Source organism: Sedimentibacter sp., assembly GCF_032080165.1.
Lineage (GTDB): Bacteria > Bacillota > Clostridia > Tissierellales > Sedimentibacteraceae > Sedimentibacter.
Genome location: NZ_DAMASY010000005.1, coordinates 274,939 through 295,148, shown reverse-complemented (window position 1 = coordinate 295,148; position 20,210 = coordinate 274,939). Strand labels below are relative to the sequence as shown.

Sequence of the window (20,210 nt, the reverse complement as noted above, 5' to 3'; positions counted from 1 at the left end):
AAAGGAGAGCCGATATGTTTGTAGATAAAAATAATCTTAAACCAGGCATGATTTTGGCAACGGACCTTATCGTAAACGACAGTGAAAATAATGATGTTCTTCTGGTTCAAGGACAAGTATTAAACCAATTTTATATTAACAAAATTTCAATGTATGATTTTGACGGAGCTTATATTATTGGTGAAGCTTTTAATGATTTATGCCTTGACCCGGAATTAGATAAAGAATTAGAAACAAAAGCACTGTCGGAGATTAAAAATTTTTATAATAGATTAGAAAACGATAACAATAAGGTAACAAGTGAATCCATCTGCATATTTTCAGAAATAGTAAATGAATTAGTAACAGAATTATTATATAAAAAAGAACTTACAAACAATATTATGATTTTCAGAAATCATGATGAATATACGTATCAACATTGTCTAAGCGTTGCAAACTTGAGTATTTCTACAGGCATATCCTTGGGACTGAAAAATGAAATGCTTCACGATTTAGGTATGGCAGGCTTCCTTCACGATATAGGCAAGGTTGTCATTCCAAAAGAAATTATTAACAAAACAGGCACGCTTACAGAAAATGAATTCAGATTAATGAAAAAACATCCCTTTGTTGCAGTTAATATGTTAAAAGGGCTCGTATCTAAAGAAATTCTCGAAGGAATTGTGTCTCACCATGAAAAATTTGACGGAACAGGTTACCCATACGGTAAAAAAGGAAAAAATGTCAGCTTGTATGGCAGAATATTGACAATTTGTGATGTATACCATGCATTGACATCCAACCGTTCCTATAGAAAGCCTTGTTTCCCTCCCGAAGTTATGGAATATTTAATGGGTAATGCAGAAAAGCACTTTGATTACGATATACTAAATATATTTTTAAAAAATGTAGTTGCTTTTCCGGTGGGAACATATGTAAAGCTAAGCAATAAGATGAATGGTGTCGTAGTAAAAAATAATCTTGAAAATAATTTAAGACCAATTGTCAGAATATTAAATCCTGACAATACTACAGGCGAGGAAATCGATTTATTTAATAATCATAAATATATGAATGTTACAATAATTGCATAAATTAATAGATTAAAAAACTTGGACAGGGGTATATTTTAAAAAGTGCTTCATATAAAAAATTATAGAAGTAATAAGTTCAAAAATTAGCCGGGAGGTAATAAGTATGAAGAAAAAAGTTTTAAGTTTAGTTTTAGTAACATTATTAATTCTAAGCAGTTTCAGCTTCGCATTTGCAACTGACAACATTGAAACTACAAGAATTACTATTATCCACACTAATGACACGCATGCAAGATTGCTGGGCACAGGTAATGAAATAGGATTTGCAAAGATCGCAACAATTATTAAAGAGACAAAAGAAATAAATCCTAATACTCTGATTCTTGATGCCGGAGATACCCTGCACGGTATGCCTATTGTTAACATAAGCAAAGGCGAAAATGCATTGAAGGTTTTAGCAGCTGCAGGGTATGATTATATGACATTGGGAAATCATGATTTTAATTATGGACAAGAAAGACTGTTAGAATTAAAGGACTTATCTGAAGTCGAAATGTTAAGTGCCAATGTTCTGAATGAAAAAGGAGAAAGTTTGTTTACCCCTTATGCTATCAAAGAAATTGGCGGAGTAAAGATTGGAATATTTGGATTGGCCACTCCTGAAACAGCTTATAAAACAAGTCCAAGCAACGTTGTTGGCATAACATTTGCTGATGCGGTTGAAGTATCTAAAAAAATGGTTGAAGAATTAAAAGATCAAACTGATATAATTATTGCACTTGCTCATATCGGTTTAGATGAAAGCTCAGTAATAACATCCAAACAAATTGCCGAAAGTGTTGAAGGAATTGACATAATTATAGACGGACACAGCCATACAGTTTTAGAGGAGGGTTTAGTTGTAAACAATACTCTTATAGCACAAACAGGAAATTACGGTCAAAACTTAGGTTTTGTAAATATAGATTTACAAAACGGTCAAGTAATAAATAAAACTGCTGAATTAGTGTCAGCCCAAGCAGTTGAAGAAACTGTTGCAGATCCCGGCTTAGCTGAAATTCTCGAAGAAATCAATGAAGCGAACAAGGAAACCTTCAGTAAGGTTGTAGCTGCCACTGACATATTCTTAGACGGTGTAAGAGAAAATGTAAGAACCAAAGAAACAAATCTCGGTAATCTATCCGCGGATGCAGTAAGAGCTGCTGCAGGCTCGGACATCGGTTTTGTAAACGGTGGAAATATAAGAATTTCTCTTGAAGCCGGAGATATAACTTTGGGACAATTAGCAGAATTATTCCCGTTTGGAAATACTGTCCAGATTAAAAAAATTACAGGTGAAGATTTAATAAAGGTTTTAGAGCATTCTGTTAGCGGATATCCTGCTTCTCAAGGCGGTTTCTTACATGTAAGCGGAATGACTTTTGTATTTGATCCTTCTATGGAAGCGGGCTCAAGAGTTATTGAAGTTACCGTAGGAGATAGCCTGTTAGATAAGGACGCAGAATATACTGTAGCAATCAATGATTTCTTAGGTATTGGCGGCGACGGATACACTGTATTTAATGATTATCCGATATTCGGTGAGGTTGGTACTTACGAGGAAGTATTCGCAGAATACTTAAATACTAACGGAACAAAAGGAAGCGAAGTTTCAGGAAGAATTACAGTAAAAGAAACAGTTGTTGAGGAACCGGCTCCTGTTGAGCCCGTTGAACCCGCACCGGTTGAACCTGAACCTGTTGAACCGACTCCTGTTGAACCCGTTCCTGCAGAGGTAATTTACATAGTAGTTCCCGGTGATGTTTTATGGAAAATCGCTGAAAAATATAACACTACATGGGAAGAATTAGCAAAATACAACAATTTGGCTAATCCGCATTTAATATTCTCAGGTCAAGCTTTAAAGGTACCGTCAAAATAATGCAAATATCCAAATCCCTCTAATATTTAATTAGAGGGATTTTATAATTGACCGGCTGAACAGAAACAAAGCAGGCGATTATTTTCAGCGACCTAAGGCATGTAACATATTTATGATAATTATCTATAATAATATATAAATGGCAAGGATGTGTAAATATGTATAAACCGACAAATCATAGAATATGTACATGCGATTATTGTAATAAAACAAATATGAACTGCTGTAGATTATATCCTCCTGCTGAACAACCATGTATCGTTAATAATGTTATAGATTATTGTTCCAACAGTGTAATAAATTATTCTGATTGGATAGATTGCGCTTCATTAAATAAATATTATTATTTTATTAAAAATTACGGAGATAGCGAAGTTGAAGTATATATTGAAATAAGTCCTAATAGATGTCTGGTCTGTAAAGACTCGGACCAAATAATTGTAAGAAGTTCAGAAGTAGCTTATTTACAGCCGCTGAGAGAAAGCAGATACGTCCGTTTCTCATACAGAAATTTGAATTCTCCTGTTTACAACTTAATTACTGCATACTTTCAGGGGAAGTGCGGTAATTAAATTATGTCATTTTAGTAATTGGAACATATACTAAAAATGGGTATCCCAAATTTTATTTAGGAGTGATAGTTATGCCAGGAATGCCCATATTCCAAGACTCACCTTCCCAATTAAAGGGGCAGATTTATGTTCTTAATAATGCTACACAAAGCGTTGTTCCATTGCAGGTTGATAATACCGGAAACCTTCCTGTGAACGGTACTGTAAATTTAGAATCAGGTGCTGAAGTATCATTAGCTCCCGGTACTGAGGTAGCTCTGGCTCCCGGTACTGAGGTAGCTCTGGCTCCCGGTGCTGAAGTAACTTTAGCTGCCGGCACAAATATTGATAATGTAGATTCGGTTACTACTTTAGATACAATTACTAACGATGTTAAGGTCGTTAATGGTTCAACGGCTTTAAATGTAGAGCTCTCACCCGGTACCAATATTATTGGTAAGGTTGAAAACCAGCTTGTATTTTTAAATGTTGATTCATTTGACGGTTTAACTCCGCTTACACCAAAAGCTATTGGTATTGGCGAAATTGCAGCTTCAGAGACACAAGATGTTTCATTTGAATCATCATATAACTGGTTCATCAAAAATACGGGTACTGATTCTGCAGATCAGGATATTACTTTAATAGTTGAATTAAGTCCGGATGGTACAAACTGGTTAGACGACACAGGCTCCACAATATCTGTACCGTTTAACACAGCAAAAATGATTACCGTAACAAACTTTTTACAATACGTTCGCTTTGTAATTACAGGCGGAGCCGCAGCGACAACTGTTATTTCCTGCTTCCAGGCTCAGCATTAACAATAAAAAATAGGCACGCTCATACGAGATTGCCTATTCTCCCTTGATAAGTATCAGAACCGTAAGCTCAGGCGGTGCCATAAATCTCATCGGTATCTGGGATGTTCCGAGACCAATGTTTACATAAAGATTTGTCTGTCTGTAATTATTAAAGCTGTAAAGCCCTCTCGTATATTTTTTTGCCAATAACGGCAACGAATCTGCAAACGGTAAATTTACCTGTCCTCCATGACTGTGTCCGGATAAAAATAAATCAATGTCATATTCCAGCAAGAAATCTATTACATCGGGCTCATGACTCAAAACTATATTGCAGCTGTCTTCATCAAGCATTCCTATTATTGTTTCTCTGTTATAGTCCCCAAATATTGAATCGTCCATACCTATTATATTTATATTGTAGTTTCTTAAATATACCTTTTCATTTTTAAGCAATATAAAACCGCTGTTTTCCATTATTTGCTCATAAATTCTTTCTGCACCTCCACCATAATCATGATTGCCGTATACGGCGTACTTTCCTAAGGGTGCTTTAATTGTATTCAATATTTCCCATATTTTATTTATATTATCCTTGTTTTCATAATTGTTATATTCATCTATTAAATCTCCTGTAAAAACAACTATATGCGGTGCCTCTTCATTTATTCTTTCAACTGCTTTTTTCAGGTCATTTTCATTAAAGTGACTTGAAATATGTGTATCGGAAAACTGAAGTATTTTTAATTTGTCCATATTTTCATTTAACAAATTACTATTTATGTTTTCATATCGTACTGTTAACAAATTAGGTTCTACAAGCCAAGCATATATAAAAGCTAAAAACACTATTAAAATAATTATAAATATAAAATTAATTACTTTTTTCACTTAAACTGCTCCCCGAAAAGATTCATTTTGAGTATATCAAAACAAGAAAAAAAAATAAAGCTAAACTTGTTGTTAATTTTTAATAATCCCAAGTTATACTGTTTTAATTTAAAGTGCGGACAAATATTTGTCCGCAGCATAGGAAAACAGTATATACTAATTCACTTCAAGGGAACTTATTTAATGTGAATTAGTATTAACTTTATTTTTTAGTTCATATTTACACGATTTGTCTTTCCTCTTCATCACATATGTAAAACTCAACGTAGTTGGTTAAAATGTCAATATAGTTAAATGATACTACTCTCCTAAATCCATTATTTTCAATATGGACAGTAAAAATTGATGGATAAGTGTCAGCAATTACACCTTCTCTTACAGGTGATCTGCTTTTCCCTTTTTTTACTTTAAATTTTACCTTTTTTCCGACACAGCCTTCGACTAATCCCTTGACTCTCGTAACTGAACTAATTGTCAAAAAATCACCTTCTAATCAATATTAAATGAAAAGTGAGGAAATATTATTCATTTAGCAATATCATTGCCAAAATAATTAAAAATATGTACTGTTTCTTAATTTTACTCTATTTTTGTCTTGCAAATAATGCTCAAATAGAATATTATAAATAAGCCGATAAAAAATGTAAAGGAGTGAAAGTAATGGACGAGGTCCCTACGGTCAAACGGAAATACTTAATAAAACTGAATACTTCTCTATTACTATGTCTTTCAATTTGGTAATAGAGAAAATCTATTATTAAATTGAGGTGAAAAATGCTTAATATATTCAAAACTATCGATGACACTCTTTTCACACTGGAAGAAATCGAAGAAGGTGCATGGATTAATTTAGTTGATCCAACTCCCGACGAATTAGATTTTATTGAAGATGAGCTTTCAGTTGATAGAGATTTTTTAAGAGCAGCACTTGATGAAGAGGAATCTGCTCGTTTAGACACGGAAAATGATCAGGTATTAATATTGGTTGATACACCTTATGTAGAAAAAACTGATAATCATATTATTTATGAAACTTTACCATTAGGAATTATAATTACAGACAAAAACATTATTACGGTTTGCTTAAAAAATTCAATCGTATTAGACCAATTTGAAAAAAACAGTATTCGAACTTTTTACACTTATAAAAAATATAGATTTTTATATCAAATATTGTACAAGAATGCACAAAGATATCTTTTATATCTGAGACAAATAGACAGAATGAGCAATTATGTTGAAAAACAGCTTCATGAATCCATGAAAAACAAAGAGCTTATCCAACTTATGGACTTAGAGAAATCCTTGGTTTATATAACAACGGCATTAAAAGCAAATCAGGTTGTTTTAGAGAAAATACTAAGGATTAATATTATTAAAAAGTATTCTGAAGATGAGGATTTGTTAGAGGACGTCATAATTGAAAACAAACAGGCAATTGAGATGGCAACCATATACAGCGGAATCCTGAGCGGAACAATGGATGCATTTGCTTCTGTCATATCAAACAATTTAAACATAGTTATGAAGCTTTTGACTTCGATTACTATTTTAATGGCAATACCAACTATGTTTTCAAGCTTTTTCGGTATGAATGTAATGAATCTTCCATTTGCAAATTCACCCTATGGCTTCTGGATAATATTAGGGATTTCAGTATTAACGTCAGGAGTTGTAGGATTTATATTAGCTAAAAAGGATTTGTTTTAATCAAAAAGTGAATAGTACCCGGTTTTCATCAATTACACACCTGAAACCGGGTACTATTCATTCTGTATTTCACATTCTGCTTTTGGGGGAATCACCTCTTCCGTATATGTAAAACACTCATTTTACTGAATATAGTAAATTTCCTTTTAAACAAATTTTAAAATTCTTTATTTCAGGTTATATTCAATAAAACTTATGTTGTATTTATTATATACCCAATAAAATAATTTTTAATCATAATTTCGTATAATTTTTTATACCTGAACCTCTAATATTTTAAGTTGTTAAAAAATGCTGATTAGTATATACTTAGTATAAGTTCTGTAAAAAGAGGTAAAAATGATTAAGCTATATTCCTACGGAAAAGTCAATTTATTCTTAGATGTTAAAACCAAACTTGAAAACGGCTATCACTCAATAAGTACTGTTATGCAATCGATAAGTTTACATGATGAAATACAGCTGCTTTCTGTAAAGGATGATAAAATTTTAATCGAATGCAATTACCCGTCCATACCTTTAGATGAAAAAAATACATGCTATAAGGCAGCTTATCATATTAAAGAAAAGTATCATATAAATTCCGGTGTCATCATAAAAATAAATAAGACAATACCACCGGAAGCAGGTCTTGCGGGAGGAAGCAGCAACTCTGCTGTAGTGATAAAAGGTTTAAATAGGCTTTGGCAATTAAATCTATCCGTTGAAGAGCTTTTATCCATAGGAGTTAATATAGGTGCTGATGTACCCTTTTGCATAAACGGAGGAACATATTTGGCAGAAGGTATTGGTGAAAAGCTGACAAAATTAAAAGACTTTAAATGGAATTGTATACTGTTGGTTAAACCTGAATTTTCAATGTCAACTGCTTTTGTGTACAATAATTTAACAGCAGATAACTATAATTTATATACAGATAACAAAATAATTCATTATATAAACCATGGTGATTATCGTAACACTGCAAAATCAACTGCAAATACTTTGGAAAAAGTAGTAGGAAAATTTCATCCTGAAATAAATGATATAAAAAATATTATGATTCAAAAGGGTGCAATAAGCTCTTTAATGACGGGAAGCGGCTCAGTAATTTATGGATTGTTTCCTGATATGAAAAGCTTAAATTCTGCATATGATACTTTCAAAGATATTTATCCGCAAATATACAAGACGAAGACAAGTACATTTGGCGTTGAAATATTTGATTAAAATTAGAAATATCTGGGTATCAACAAATTTATAAAATAAGCGTGAGGGACACTATGAAAAAGATTTTAATATTATTAATAATGTCAATACTTTTAGCAAGCTGTTCAAATACACCTGCAATTCCTGGTAATGAAAGTAACGAAAATGCCAATGCAGATGAATCAGAAAACAATGAAAGGGAAGCAATAATGGCTCCCGACTTCGAACTTGAATCACTTGACGGAAGCATAATAAAATTAAGTGAAGTAATAAAAGATAAGAATGTAATTTTGAATTTCTGGGCGACCTGGTGCGGCTTTTGTGTAGTTGAAATGCCGGATCTTGAAAAATTACAGGAAGCGCATGCCGATGATTTGTTGGTACTTACCATAAATGTCGGCGAAACTAAAGAAAAAGTACAAGAATTTGTAGAAGAAAATAATTTAAATCTTACTGTAGTTCTTGATAAAGAAATGAGGGTTAATAATAATTACGGTGTTCGTTCATATCCTACTACTATCGCCGTAAATAAAAAAGGTGAGGCAATAGGCGGCTATGTAGGTATGCTCACATATGAACAAATGGAACAATTATACGACTATTTTGAAGAAGAATAAGTGAAATAAAATAATGTGACATCCTTAGAATTAACAATGAATTAAAGGTTGCTGAAAAAGTTCATCCTGCAAGGCGCCGCTGTGCTGGGCAACCGCAGCGTATTATAGACATACGTGAGGATTGACCGGCGCAGCGGCAACGACGCAGGGGGGCTTTTTCAGCGGCCTGCTACCCTATTAAAGATTTCATTGTATCGATTACATAATCTATATCTTCCTTTGTAACATCTATGTGGCATACGAATCTGTATTCACCGGCTTCTATGCCGTTTATTTTTATATTTTTTTCATATAATTTTTCTATCAATGTTTTTTCAGGTATAACATCCTCTCCCATTCTAAAGAAAACCATGTCTATATCTAATCTGTCTTTTATAACCTCAACGCCGGGAAGCTCCGACAATCTCTGTGCCATATACTTAGCATTTTCATGGTCCTCATGTAACCTGTCTGCCATTTTTTCCAAAGCAATGATACCTGCAGCCGCAAGAATTCCTACCTGTCTCATTCCGCCGCCCATAAGCTTTCTGTACTTTCTTGCTTTGTCGATAAAGTTTTTGCTTCCTGCAATCATAGAGCCGGCCGGTGCGGCAAGACCTTTAGATAAACAAAACATTACCGAATCACAACAAGCAGCAATTTCCTTCGGATCAATCCCTAAAGACACTGCCGCATTAAACAATCTTGCACCGTCCATATGAACAGGAATGGAATGCTTTTCGGCTATAGCCTTAATCTCCTTCAAAATGCTTAAAGGAACAACAGCACCGCAACCGTGAGCTTCTTCGACACAAATAAGCCCTGTTTCCGGTTCATGGATGTCGTACGCACGAATTGCATTTTCCACATCGATTGTCTTCATTACTCCGTTTACCGTTTCTAAAGTCCTCAGTTGTACTCCGGCTATAACTGCTGACGCGCCAACTTCATGCACAACTATATGATTATTTTTACCTATAATTACTTCCTGCCCTCTTCTTGTATGTGTCAACAGAGCTAATTGATTTCCAAAGGTGCCGCTTGGAACAAACAAGGCGGCTTCCTTCCCAACCTTCTCAGCAGCTAATTTTTCAAGTTTATTAATGGTTGGATCGTCTCCGTAAACATCATCACCAACCTCTGCATTAGCAATTGCCTGTCTCATCTCCTCCGTAGGCATTGTAACAGTATCGCTTCTTAAATCAATAAATTTCATAATACACCTTCCTATTTATTCAAAAGTTTACATGATTTTATAACATGCTTTGCCAATATGGCAGTTGTAACAGAACCTACTCCTCCCGGAACAGGTGTAATCAAGCTTGCCTTGTCTATGCATTCATCTGTTTTAACATCACCTGTCATATTTCCTTCTTCATCCACATTTATTCCTACATCTATTACGACTGCACCGTCTTTTACAAAATCACCGTTTACCATATGTGATTTCCCAACCGCAGCAATTAAAATATCCGCATTTTTTGTAACTTCACTTAAATTTTTGGTCTTGGAATGACAAACAGTAACTGTTGCATCCTCCTTCAGTAAAAGCATCGCCATCGGCTTACCTACGACCATGGATCTTCCAAGCACAACAGAGCTGCTTCCCTTTAAATTAACCTTATTATATTTTAATATTTCCATGGCTGCTAACGGAGTACATGGAGGAAATCCTGTTTCATCCCCTTCATAAACCTTTGCGGCATTTATAGGATTGAAACAATCAATATCTTTCTCAGGTCTGATAATAAATTTAACATCATCCTCATTAATTTGTTTTGGAAGAGGTCTGAATAGCAGTATACCATGAACCGATTCATCATCATTAACCTTTTGTAACTCCAAAATGAAATTTTCCTGACTAATATCTATAGGCAAATTTAAAACCTCACACGATATATTGCATGATTCCATTCTTTTTAATGCCGCTCTTTCATAAGCCAAATCATCTTCTCTTTCGCCGACCCTTACAATCATAAGCTTCGGATTTATACCTTTTTGCTTAATTTCTTCTGCTGCTTCCTTAACTTCCTGCGTGATAACATTTGCAACATCCTTGCCTTTTATTAAATCGCCCATTTTCATCTCCTGTTTTAATTATAAAAGTTTATCTCTTATAGTATATATCAAAAACCCACCATATTACAATATATTAAATTGACAATTTATATCAAATTGATTAACATAATAATATTAAGATGTTCCCCGCCTCGATATGCGGCGGGTACCAAAGGAGCAAAATATGAATGACTTAAGACAAAATAAAATGGGAACCGAATCCATGACAAAGCTTGTGATAGGTATGTCTCTTCCTCCCATAATTTCAATGTTTATACAAGCAATGTACAATGTCGTTGACAGCATATTTGTATCAAAAATAGGAATGGAGGCATTGACGGCAGTGTCTCTTGCATTTCCAATGCAGCAAATTTTAGTTGCTTTGTTTGTAGGAACCGGAGCCGGAACATCATCAATTATTGCAAGGCGTCTTGGTGCAGGAGATATGGAGACAGCAAATAAAGCTGCAAGTCACAGCATTGTAATAAGCATCGTTTATTCTTTTATAATGATATTCCTGGGAATATTTTTCACGGACTTTTTTGTTTCTCTTTTTACGGAAGATCTCTATTTACAGACTCTAACTTCACAGTATTTAAGAATAATATTAATTTTTTCATTCAGTAACTTCATCTATCATGCCGGTATGTCAATATTGCAATCTACAGGAAACACACTTACTCCCATGCTTGCACAATTAATAGGAGCGATAACCAATATTATATTAGACCCGATAATGATCTTCGGTTATTTAGGATTTCCGGCAATGGGCGTAAGGGGTGCAGCATATGCAACAGTTATCGGACAGCTCGTATCATTCATAATAATTTTTTATGTGTTTAAAAAGGATAAATCCATAGAAGTAAAAATCAAGGGATTTAAATTTGACAAAGTAATTTTAAAAGATATATTTTCTGTTTCGTTGCCTGCAATTGTGATGCAATCTTTGGCTTCTGTTATGATAAGCGGATTAAATATAATATTAATATCTTTCAGTAAAGCTGCAGTATCCGTCTTAGGAATATTTTATAAGCTTCAATCATTCGTGTTTATGCCGGTATTTGGTATGATGCAGGCACATAGGGCAATTATCGGATACAATTACGGAGCAAAAAATAAAGAAAGAGTATTAAGTTCATTAAAAACATCACTTATATTGTCTTTGTTAATTATGGTTTTAGGAACGTTCATTTTTCAGTTTTTCACAGAACCCATGCTCAATTTATTTGACAGCAATGAGGAAATGATGAAAATAGGGATTACAGCACTTAGAACTATAAGCTGGACATTTGCTCCTGCTGCTGTAGGTATAGCCATAAGTGCTTCATTTCAGGCATTTGGAAAAGGTGTTTTAAGCCTAACCATATCATTTGCGAGACAGTTGATAGTACTGCTTCCTGTTGCCTATTTTTTATCAAAAATAGGCGGCTTGGATTTATTTTGGTATGCATTTGTCATTTCTGAATTTGCCGCATTTTTAATTGCGGTTCCAACTATAACTTATTATTTGAAATCTACCTTTAAACAATGGAATGATCAATCATTGTAAACAGCATAATGAATGTGGTCCTCCCACTTTCCGTTAATCTCTAAGTAGCGTTTTGAAAAACCTTCTCTCTCAAAATTAAGCTTTTCCATTACCTTAAGAGATCTTAAATTTCGGGGAACCACATTCGCTTCTATCCTGTGAAGATTGAAATCATCAAACATTATTTGAACCGTTCTTTCTATTGCCTCTGTCATATAGCCGTTATTTATTTCATCTTTATCTAATTTATATCCTAAAAAGCATGATTTAAAGTTTCCCATAATTATATTGCTGTAGCATACATTGCCTATCAGCTTATTGTCATCCTTTTTAATAATCCAAAACCTCACCAAGCTTTTAGTTTTAAACATATTGTATTCCATATAAAGCTGTTTTTTTTGATAGGATAAAGTATAAAAATCTCTTGTACGCCTTGGCTCCCATTCATTTAGGAAGCTATAGTTTCTTTTATAATAATCTAACACTTCAGTCGCATTGTTTGGTTTTAAAATTCGCAGATATAATCTGTCCGAATCGTATCTCGTTTGTCTAAACATATCTTACTCCTTATTATCGTCTTTTTAATTCTATATGCCTCATAAATATAAGTCAACTATTTTACTTTACTATATATTTTTTTTGTGATAGTATAATAAAATATTGAGATGTTAACGTATGAAAGGATGAGCTTTTTGGTTAAAAACAATAAAATATTTTTAATATTTACTTTGTTTTATTTATACATTACTATCGCGCTCTTTGAAAGCACAAAAGGTAACTTTATTCCTTTTTTTATGGAAGAGTTTAATATAAACAACAGTACTATAAGCTTAATCCTCAGCATAAATACGGTGGGAGCAATAATCGGAAGCTTTCTGGCAGGACATCTGTGTGAAACTAAAGGTCACAAGTTTATATATATAATTGGCTCTGTAATTTCAACAATTGCAGTATTGATTGCTCCATTTACTAACAATGTATTCAGTTTGGGACTGTTCAACTTTATCTTCGGATTAGGAAGATCCTTTATAGCCATAGGTGTTGATTCCATGGTGCCGGTGCTTTCCGTAGGCTTTGAGTCAATACTTATGAACATAACTCATTTCATGTACGGAATGGGAAACTTTGCGGGACAAAGTGCCATAGGAGTGTTGCTTTCTCAAGGAAATACCTGGAGAAATATTTATATTTATCTTCTTATATTTTTCGTCATAGCAATAATAATGTCTTTGGCTATAAAAACACCTAATATACATATCAAAAGCGAAAAAACGTATACGAAGGAGGATTTTTATAAAAATCCTTATGTCTATATGCTTATCATAGCTCTGACATTTGGACTAATCTCTGAAACTGTAATGCATACATGGTTTATAAGCTATATGAGAGGAACGTACGGACTTGATCCTGCAGGTGCAGCAAAATATGCATCTATTTATTTTTTATTGTTTGCATTGGGAAGGCTGTTCGGAGGCTTTGTACTGAACAAAACAGGCAACATAAAGGGTCTGGCAATGTCTTTAGCTATAAGCTCAGCTTTTATCATTGTCGGTTTACAGATAAAAAGCAGCGGACTAATATTAATAGCAGCATCAGGATTGTTTGTATCCATAACCTTTCCTACAATGATGGTTATTATAAGCTCCGTATTTAATCAAAACGCATCCTATGCAATCGGCTTTATCGTAACGATAAGTAATATACTAAATGTAATAATGTTTAACATTGTGGGAGCATTAAATGACATTTTAGGAACATATCGAGCTTTTCATACCGCTCCGATTGCTCTGATATGCTGTGTAATTATGCTGATATTAATAATACTAAAAGAAAAAAAAGAAAATTCAATACATAAATTGGAGGATTAAATGTCAATAGAAAAATTAATAATGCCTGAGGGCTATGTAAGCAAGCTTTCACTTTTAGAAACTCAAATAGCAATAAAAAAAATAAAGGACTTTTTTGAATCTGAGCTGTCAAAAAACTTATCACTCATAAGAGTATCTGCTCCACTTATGGTAAGACCAGAATCAGGTCTTAACGATGATTTGAACGGCATTGAAAGAGCAGTTCGTTTCGATATGCTGGAAACTAAATATGATGTTGAAATAGTTCAATCATTGGCTAAGTGGAAAAGAATGGCCCTTGGAAGCTACAGATTTGACACATATACAGGACTTTATACGGACATGAACGCTATCAGAAGAGATGAGGATTTGGATAACATACATTCTATTTATGTTGACCAATGGGACTGGGAAAAAATAATTAAAAAAGAAGACAGAAATAAAGATACTTTGATGCAAATAGTAAAACAAATTTATAATGCATTCAAGTCGACAGAAAAATATTTGGAAAATTTATATCCGTTTTTAAGAAATGAACTTCCTGAAGATATCTATTTTATTACAACCGAAGAGCTTTTACAGCTTTATCCCGATAAAACTCCAAAGGAAAGAGAATATCTGATTACAAAGGATAAAACAGCAGTATTTTTGATGGAAGTAGGTAAAAAATTATCTGACGGCACAATCCATGACGGTCGTGCGGCAGACTATGACGACTGGAATCTAAACGGAGATATACTATTTTATTTTTCAACATTGGATATTGCATTAGAGCTGTCATCAATGGGCATCAGAGTTGATAAGGAGGCTTTGCTTAGTCAGTTAGAAGAAAGAAACCAAATGCATAAAGCCGATTTTCCGTTTCATCAGGATGTAACAAACGAAAAGGTGCCTTTTACTATCGGAGGCGGTATCGGACAATCAAGAATATGCATGTATTTCTTACAAAAAGCACATATTGGAGAAGTTCAATCCGCGGTATGGCCGGAAGATATGATAGAATTGTGCAGAAAAAATGAAATACATTTGCTATAGAATGACAATGCTATTCTATAGCAGTGAAAGATGAAAAATGAACATTGATCAATGATCATTTAATATAAAAAATTCATTTTTCGAGCCTCAAACGAAAGCTCTTCTCTGAATTTCGGATGCGAAATACTTATAGCTGAAAGCCCTCAAATGAAGCAATTGCTGGAAATGCTGTCTCAAGTATCGAAGACGTATGCCTCAATACTTATCTCAGGACCATCAGGAGTCGGAAAAGAAGTTTTGACAAAATATGTTCATCAAACGAGCCTTCGTAATAGGGGACCGTTTGTTGTATTGAATTGTGCTGCAATTCACGAAAATCTCATAGAATCCGAATTGTTTGGTTACGAAAAAGGTGCATTCAGCGGAGCATCTTCTTCCGGTAAAGAAGGATTGATAGAAACAGCTGACGGTGGAACCTTATTTTTCACAAGCAAACTTATCATCTGTTGATGATATTCCTATACAACTACATGAAACATTTTCATTAAAATCTTATATGGATGAATGCGAAGAACAGTTGCTGCGTAATCTTTTTGCACAGTATAAATCACCATCAAAGGTGGCACAATTACTAAAGCTCAACTTATCAAATGTTTATCGCAAAATAAATAAATATAATTTGAAGTCTATAATAGAATAATCTATATTCTGAGATATCGTTAACGGTTCAAGTCCGGTGAAAAAATCTAACTAAAAAAGATAATTGAATATACTTTCAATTATCTTTTTTTATCTTGACAGTAATGTTCTCTCTTCATTATAACTTCTTAAATTTCTTTTCTATATATACCCCAACGACACAGGAAATAAGAAATACAACAATCCAAATAAACTATCCATAATGTAGAGCTTTATTGGTAACTTTGTTAACTTTTCAATGTTTTTGGTCGTTTTTCTTTCAGTTGACATGCATAAAATAATCCTGAATTTTTTATTGTTTTATATCTATGCTTATTATAATATATAATATAAGGGGGTTGCTGCAATGACAAAAGTGAGAAATTATAATAGAGATGCCATTATATTATTGTTTATTTTAGTAGTATTGATAATTCTTGATTTAAAGGATATATTTTTTATGCCTGACGGCAACTTTCCTTATGTGTGGTTAGGTATTGCAATTGGGAGTATTTTAGGTAATTATTTTAGGAAAGAAAAACAATTTGAAGTTTTAATTTTACCTATTGCTTTTCTTTTAAATTACATATTATTTAGAATCGGTATTTATATACCGAATCGAATGCTGTTATATTTCATTCTTACTGTATTAATAATATATTACATACACAAATCATCCACTAAACGGAAAGCATATAAAATAGCAGCAGTTGCATTATTGTTAATAGGATTTCTTGCTGCAAGCCATAATATGTATTCTAATCGTATCATCAAGGATAGAGGTCTCAACAGATTTATAAAAAAGGAATTTGAAATAGAGGGAAGTATTACTGATGAGGACCTTATTAAAGTAGAAAAGCTTTCTATCCAAAATAACTACAATATTATATCGCTTGATGATATCCACCTTTTCAAAAATCTAAAAATATTATACTTTTGGGATGGAGATATCATAATCGATTATAGTCCGATAAGCAATTTGGGAAATTTAGAAAGATTGACAATCTGGTATATGAATTTAAATAAATTAAAACAAATAAAACCCATAGCCTCTTTAAAGCATCTTGAGCTGATATATCCTAAAAAGGGTAAAATTCATAATTTAGAAAGCTTCCCTAATATTACGACCTTGGAGCTGCAGGGTATAAACCTAAACGACTTAAGCGAACTGAAAGGACCTGAACATATTGATACTTTAGATATTGCCGACGGTGAAATAGAAAGCTTTAAGGGCATCGAAATGTTTCCTGAAATCAAGAACTTAAGTTTTTATAAGCTTAATATAAGGAATTTTGATGATATATTTAATCTTGAGAATTTAGAAAAAATAAATATACAAGATGGTTATATCCAAGATTATGATAGATTTAAAGAAATTGCAAATGAAAAAGGTATTATGCTGATAAAAAAATAAACTACCGTCCCCTCTGACCAGTTCCCACTGTCACATATGTAACCTTCGCTTAATTTCAGCTAAAAGCTTTCTATCTTCGAATATCAGAATTGTCGATAGGGAGATTATGCTTGTTACAATACATATGAGGGATGGATATAAAACGCTCAGCCCTCCGGTAAATATGAATATTATGGGGATTATGCCGAACAATCCGTCAATGATTATATATACGATATAATCCTCTATATAAAGCTTTAACACCTTCGAAATAACTGCCATAGAAAGCATTGCAAAAAAGCATACAAAAGGTACTACATAGCTTATGGACCAGCTTCTCCATCCGGTTAAAAAATCCCAAATGATAGCTATTACAGATATTGTCATTACCTGGTAAACTATGTTTTTAGGAATGTTGTTTCGTTTATTAATTGCCGTAATTAAGCCTGCCCAAACAGAGCCAAGTCCTCCCAATATGAATAATGACCATGCTCCCCACTCATTAAGAAGAATGTTTAGGGCAACTGTTGTACTTGCTATTATAATTGAAACCAATAACAATATCTTAAAAAAGAAGCTGTGTTCCTTATATACAAACATAATTTGAGGAAAAACTTCCTCTTGAGGTTTATCTCCCTTAAGTGTTTCCTGACATAGCGGGCAGTTCTTTCTGTTGCCTACAACCTCAACCTTACAATTATTACAATACTTCACTTTAGCACATCCTATTCTTCATTTACTATATTTGATTCTATTATAACCGGTAAGTTTAAGCTTGTAAGTTGTTTGAAAAAACGTCTTTGTATTTCAGTACTTACAAATGCCGATGTAAAGCCGATTCTCAATTTATTTTCATAAGAACATACACATGCCTGCAGCTTGTTAGTACTGACAAATATATCAAATGATGATATGAACTGTTTGATTTCATCCGGAATTACAACTTTTCCCACATTTGATAATGTTGATGTATAGCTCCTGTCTACAATGCTGTTGGCCACTTTTAAAGCTATATCCTTTATGACAAGGGGTATTGCTCTAAGCAAAAAATTATGCTCTAAAGATGAAAGCTTATTTATCCTTTTAGCTAATCTTTCCTCAGTAAGATTTTCCTTAAATTCATTTTTCAAATATTCAATTACTTCTTTTAAATCACTGCTCCCGGATGCAAAATTGTAGCTTACATTGATAACACCGAAAAAGTTTCTTGCGGTTTCTGAATAAAAATAATTTCTTAAGTTGACCGGTATACTTAAAACAACTGACCTCTTTTTATGCCTGATTGGTATTTCTTCATTTATGGAACACATTAAAATTGCTGCTAAAAAGATTGTCAGAGATGTATTGTATTCTTTTGCCTTTTTTAATATAGCATCAACAGGAACAATTCCTTCGATTACGCTTATTCTATATTCCGGAATTTTCATTCCGCGAAGCTTATATGCAGTAACGTTCTTCTTTTTGGCAGCCGTGGTTGAAGAGGAATAATATTTTTGAAAGCTATCATCCATTTTCTGAGCCGCTGATGCTTCTATATTTAAGTCAGGAATTTTGTCTCTGAATTTATATTCATACTTTATGGTTATGTAATGAAAAATAAGGGTCTTAAAAAATTGAAGTGCACCTGCACCGTCAGACAACGCATGATAAACCTCAAAGCTTATCCTTTTTTTATAATACATAACTCTGAAAAGCAACGTTTTATTGTTTTTATCATAAAGTGGTGAGCATGGCGGAAGATTCTCTTCCACCACCACCGGTTTAAAATGACTCATCTCAAAATAATACCAAAACAAACCGCTTTTAATTATCGATTTATATAGCGGAAATGCATCTACTGCTATATTCAACGCATTTTGCAGCGCATTTTTATCAACATTGTCATATAGCTCACATGCAAATCTAAAAACCTTTGTGTCACTTTTCTTGCTGTTGGGCGGAAATATTTTAGCTGCGTTATCTAATCTTTTCCAATCTGTAACCTTTTTATTTTTCAATTGTTTCACCCCGTTGCCTGTTGAGAAAACTGTTTATAATTTCATAGCTTAACCTAACCTGAGGAAATCTCAAGGGCAAAGCAAAATAGCCATGAAGTGCATCCTTAACCCTGTATATTGAAACATAATTTCCTGCTTCTCTAAGCATTTTGCCGTATTCTTCTGCCTCATCTCTAAGAGGACAATATTCTGCCGTTATAATCAATGTATCCGGCTGACCAGATAAATCCTTTGCCAATAAGGGTGCAAAATAAGGATTTTCTAAATCCTCTTTTTTGCTTATATATAAATCCATATAGTCATTAATCCTTTTTGAAGTAAGCAAATAATCCGTACCATTATCATGAACTGATTGAAACGGTGATGTTTCGCTGTGATCATTACAGGTAGCGGGATAAATTAATATTTGACTGTCAACCTTAAATTCATTTCGTTCCTTTGCTAAAAGAGACAGGCATGCCGCTAAATTTCCTCCGGCACTGTCGCCTATTAACGTAACTTTTCTGTTGTTAATTTCTTTGTTTGTAATAAATGTCTTTGCAACCTGATAACAATCCTCCAATCCTGCAGGAAACGGATGCTCCGGAGCAAGCCGATAATTCACTGATACTACTTTGTGATTTGTCATTTTAGCCATATTGGCACAAACTCTGCTATAACTGTCAATATTGCCCGTAACCCAACCGCCGCCATGAAAAAATAAAAGTACAGGAAAATCTCCGCCTTCCTCAGGTGAAAAAATCCTTACAGGAATCACATGTCTGCCTGAATCAACGGCACAGTCCCAAGTGTTGTATAAGGGCTTTAAAGATTTATTAGCTAAATTGACAAAACTCCTATATTGTAAATAATTTTTCTTAATATCGATATCTCTGTAAGATATAGCTTTTAAAGCTGCTCTTACTACTTTATTTATAGCCATAAAAACCTCAAATTATTAATTTACACTATTATATATATAAAAAATATATGTGTCCACAAATATTTGAATTCCTTAACTATTCTATTATTTTAATTGCAGTAATTTGTTGACATTTTAAACTATTATATTTACAATA

At 33.4% G+C, this 20,210-nt stretch carries 21 protein-coding genes; 13 read left to right on the top strand and 8 right to left on the bottom strand.

All coding sequences use genetic code 11. The features are described from left to right. The first annotated feature begins 14 nt into the window (after positions 1-14). From RT412_RS09660 to RT412_RS09645, 4 genes are all read left to right on the top strand, one after another. Positions 15-1,076 carry an HD-GYP domain-containing protein gene (locus tag RT412_RS09660; protein WP_313340400.1) on the top strand — a complete coding sequence of 354 codons (1,062 nt, stop codon included), beginning with the start codon at positions 15-17 and terminating at the stop codon, positions 1,074-1,076. Positions 1,077-1,179: 103 nt separating this feature from the next. After that, positions 1,180-2,937, top strand: a complete 1,758-nt coding sequence (locus RT412_RS09655) for a 5'-nucleotidase C-terminal domain-containing protein (RefSeq protein ID WP_313340398.1) — start codon at positions 1,180-1,182, stop codon at positions 2,935-2,937. A 158-nt stretch (positions 2,938-3,095) separates the two neighbouring features. Continuing rightward, positions 3,096-3,509: a DUF6385 domain-containing protein gene (locus RT412_RS09650; protein ID WP_313340396.1), complete on the top strand. Its 414-nt coding sequence runs from the start codon at positions 3,096-3,098 to the stop codon at positions 3,507-3,509. Positions 3,510-3,580: 71 nt separating this feature from the next. Further along, positions 3,581-4,312, top strand: coding sequence for a DUF6385 domain-containing protein (locus RT412_RS09645; protein WP_313340395.1), 732 nt, complete (start codon positions 3,581-3,583; stop codon positions 4,310-4,312). 33 nt (positions 4,313-4,345) lie between these two features. On the opposite strand, the gene RT412_RS09640 is transcribed toward RT412_RS09645, so the two are convergent. Then, positions 4,346-5,182 carry a metallophosphoesterase gene (locus tag RT412_RS09640; RefSeq protein WP_313340394.1) on the bottom strand — a complete coding sequence of 279 codons (837 nt, stop codon included), beginning with the start codon at positions 5,180-5,182 and terminating at the stop codon, positions 4,346-4,348. 220 nt (positions 5,183-5,402) lie between these two features. Continuing rightward, positions 5,403-5,660 (bottom strand): Veg family protein, encoded by a 258-nt coding sequence (locus tag RT412_RS09635; protein WP_313340393.1) that lies wholly within the window; start codon positions 5,658-5,660, stop codon positions 5,403-5,405. A 296-nt stretch (positions 5,661-5,956) separates the two neighbouring features. Here RT412_RS09635 and RT412_RS09630 point away from each other — a divergent pair, with 296 nt between their 5' ends. The 3 genes from RT412_RS09630 to RT412_RS09620 all read left to right on the top strand — a co-directional run bounded on the left by RT412_RS09630 (position 5,957) and on the right by RT412_RS09620 (position 8,697). Further along, a complete protein-coding gene (locus tag RT412_RS09630; RefSeq protein WP_313340392.1) occupies positions 5,957-6,892 on the top strand; it encodes a magnesium transporter CorA family protein in 936 nt (311 codons plus the stop codon). A 339-nt stretch (positions 6,893-7,231) separates the two neighbouring features. Further along, on the top strand, positions 7,232-8,101 hold the full coding sequence (gene ispE, locus RT412_RS09625) for a 4-(cytidine 5'-diphospho)-2-C-methyl-D-erythritol kinase (RefSeq protein ID WP_313340391.1): 870 nt from the start codon (positions 7,232-7,234) through the stop codon (positions 8,099-8,101). 53 nt (positions 8,102-8,154) lie between these two features. Beyond that, positions 8,155-8,697 (top strand): TlpA disulfide reductase family protein, encoded by a 543-nt coding sequence (locus RT412_RS09620; RefSeq protein ID WP_313340389.1) that lies wholly within the window; start codon positions 8,155-8,157, stop codon positions 8,695-8,697. A 169-nt stretch (positions 8,698-8,866) separates the two neighbouring features. On the opposite strand, the gene ltaE is transcribed toward RT412_RS09620, so the two are convergent. Both ltaE and RT412_RS09610 read right to left on the bottom strand, forming a co-directional pair. Beyond that, positions 8,867-9,892: a low-specificity L-threonine aldolase gene (ltaE, locus tag RT412_RS09615; protein ID WP_313340388.1), complete on the bottom strand. Its 1,026-nt coding sequence runs from the start codon at positions 9,890-9,892 to the stop codon at positions 8,867-8,869. Positions 9,893-9,903: 11 nt separating this feature from the next. Then, on the bottom strand, positions 9,904-10,755 hold the full coding sequence (locus RT412_RS09610) for a bifunctional 5,10-methylenetetrahydrofolate dehydrogenase/5,10-methenyltetrahydrofolate cyclohydrolase (protein WP_313340387.1): 852 nt from the start codon (positions 10,753-10,755) through the stop codon (positions 9,904-9,906). A 163-nt stretch (positions 10,756-10,918) separates the two neighbouring features. On the opposite strand from RT412_RS09610, the gene RT412_RS09605 reads away from it, so the two are divergent. Further along, positions 10,919-12,283 (top strand): MATE family efflux transporter, encoded by a 1,365-nt coding sequence (locus tag RT412_RS09605; RefSeq protein WP_313340385.1) that lies wholly within the window; start codon positions 10,919-10,921, stop codon positions 12,281-12,283. On the opposite strand, the gene RT412_RS09600 is transcribed toward RT412_RS09605, so the two are convergent. Beyond that, entirely contained in the window at positions 12,271-12,819 is a 549-nt protein-coding gene (locus RT412_RS09600; RefSeq protein WP_313340383.1) for a GNAT family N-acetyltransferase, read from the bottom strand. The genes RT412_RS09605 and RT412_RS09600 overlap by 13 nt on opposite strands. 135 nt (positions 12,820-12,954) lie before the next feature. Here RT412_RS09600 and RT412_RS09595 point away from each other — a divergent pair, with 135 nt between their 5' ends. The 5 genes from RT412_RS09595 to RT412_RS09580 all read left to right on the top strand — a co-directional run bounded on the left by RT412_RS09595 (position 12,955) and on the right by RT412_RS09580 (position 17,176). Then, entirely contained in the window at positions 12,955-14,130 is a 1,176-nt protein-coding gene (locus RT412_RS09595; RefSeq protein WP_313413258.1) for an MFS transporter, read from the top strand. Between the two features lie 6 nt (positions 14,131-14,136). Further along, a complete protein-coding gene (asnA, locus tag RT412_RS09590) occupies positions 14,137-15,144 on the top strand; it encodes an aspartate--ammonia ligase (RefSeq protein ID WP_313340430.1) in 1,008 nt (335 codons plus the stop codon). 75 nt (positions 15,145-15,219) lie between these two features. Beyond that, the gene (locus RT412_RS09585; RefSeq protein WP_313370847.1) at positions 15,220-15,594 is read left to right on the top strand and encodes a sigma 54-interacting transcriptional regulator; all 375 of its coding nucleotides are present in this window, start codon (positions 15,220-15,222) and stop codon (positions 15,592-15,594) included. After that, positions 15,554-15,784 (top strand): hypothetical protein, encoded by a 231-nt coding sequence (locus RT412_RS17165; RefSeq protein WP_398439245.1) that lies wholly within the window; start codon positions 15,554-15,556, stop codon positions 15,782-15,784. Before RT412_RS09585 ends, RT412_RS17165 begins: the two co-directional genes overlap by 41 nt. 345 nt (positions 15,785-16,129) lie before the next feature. Then, positions 16,130-17,176 (top strand): hypothetical protein, encoded by a 1,047-nt coding sequence (locus RT412_RS09580; RefSeq protein WP_313340377.1) that lies wholly within the window; start codon positions 16,130-16,132, stop codon positions 17,174-17,176. A gap of 30 nt (positions 17,177-17,206) precedes the next feature. On the opposite strand, the gene RT412_RS09575 is transcribed toward RT412_RS09580, so the two are convergent. From RT412_RS09575 to RT412_RS09565, 3 genes are read right to left on the bottom strand one after another with little or no spacing between them, the layout of a single operon-like run. Then, positions 17,207-17,869 (bottom strand): DUF6320 domain-containing protein, encoded by a 663-nt coding sequence (locus tag RT412_RS09575; RefSeq protein WP_313340376.1) that lies wholly within the window; start codon positions 17,867-17,869, stop codon positions 17,207-17,209. A gap of 11 nt (positions 17,870-17,880) precedes the next feature. Continuing rightward, positions 17,881-19,152 carry a hypothetical protein gene (locus RT412_RS09570; RefSeq protein WP_313340375.1) on the bottom strand — a complete coding sequence of 424 codons (1,272 nt, stop codon included), beginning with the start codon at positions 19,150-19,152 and terminating at the stop codon, positions 17,881-17,883. Further along, entirely contained in the window at positions 19,142-20,074 is a 933-nt protein-coding gene (locus tag RT412_RS09565) for an alpha/beta hydrolase (RefSeq protein WP_313340374.1), read from the bottom strand. Before RT412_RS09565 ends, RT412_RS09570 begins: the two co-directional genes overlap by 11 nt. Between the last annotated feature and the right edge of the window lie 136 nt (positions 20,075-20,210).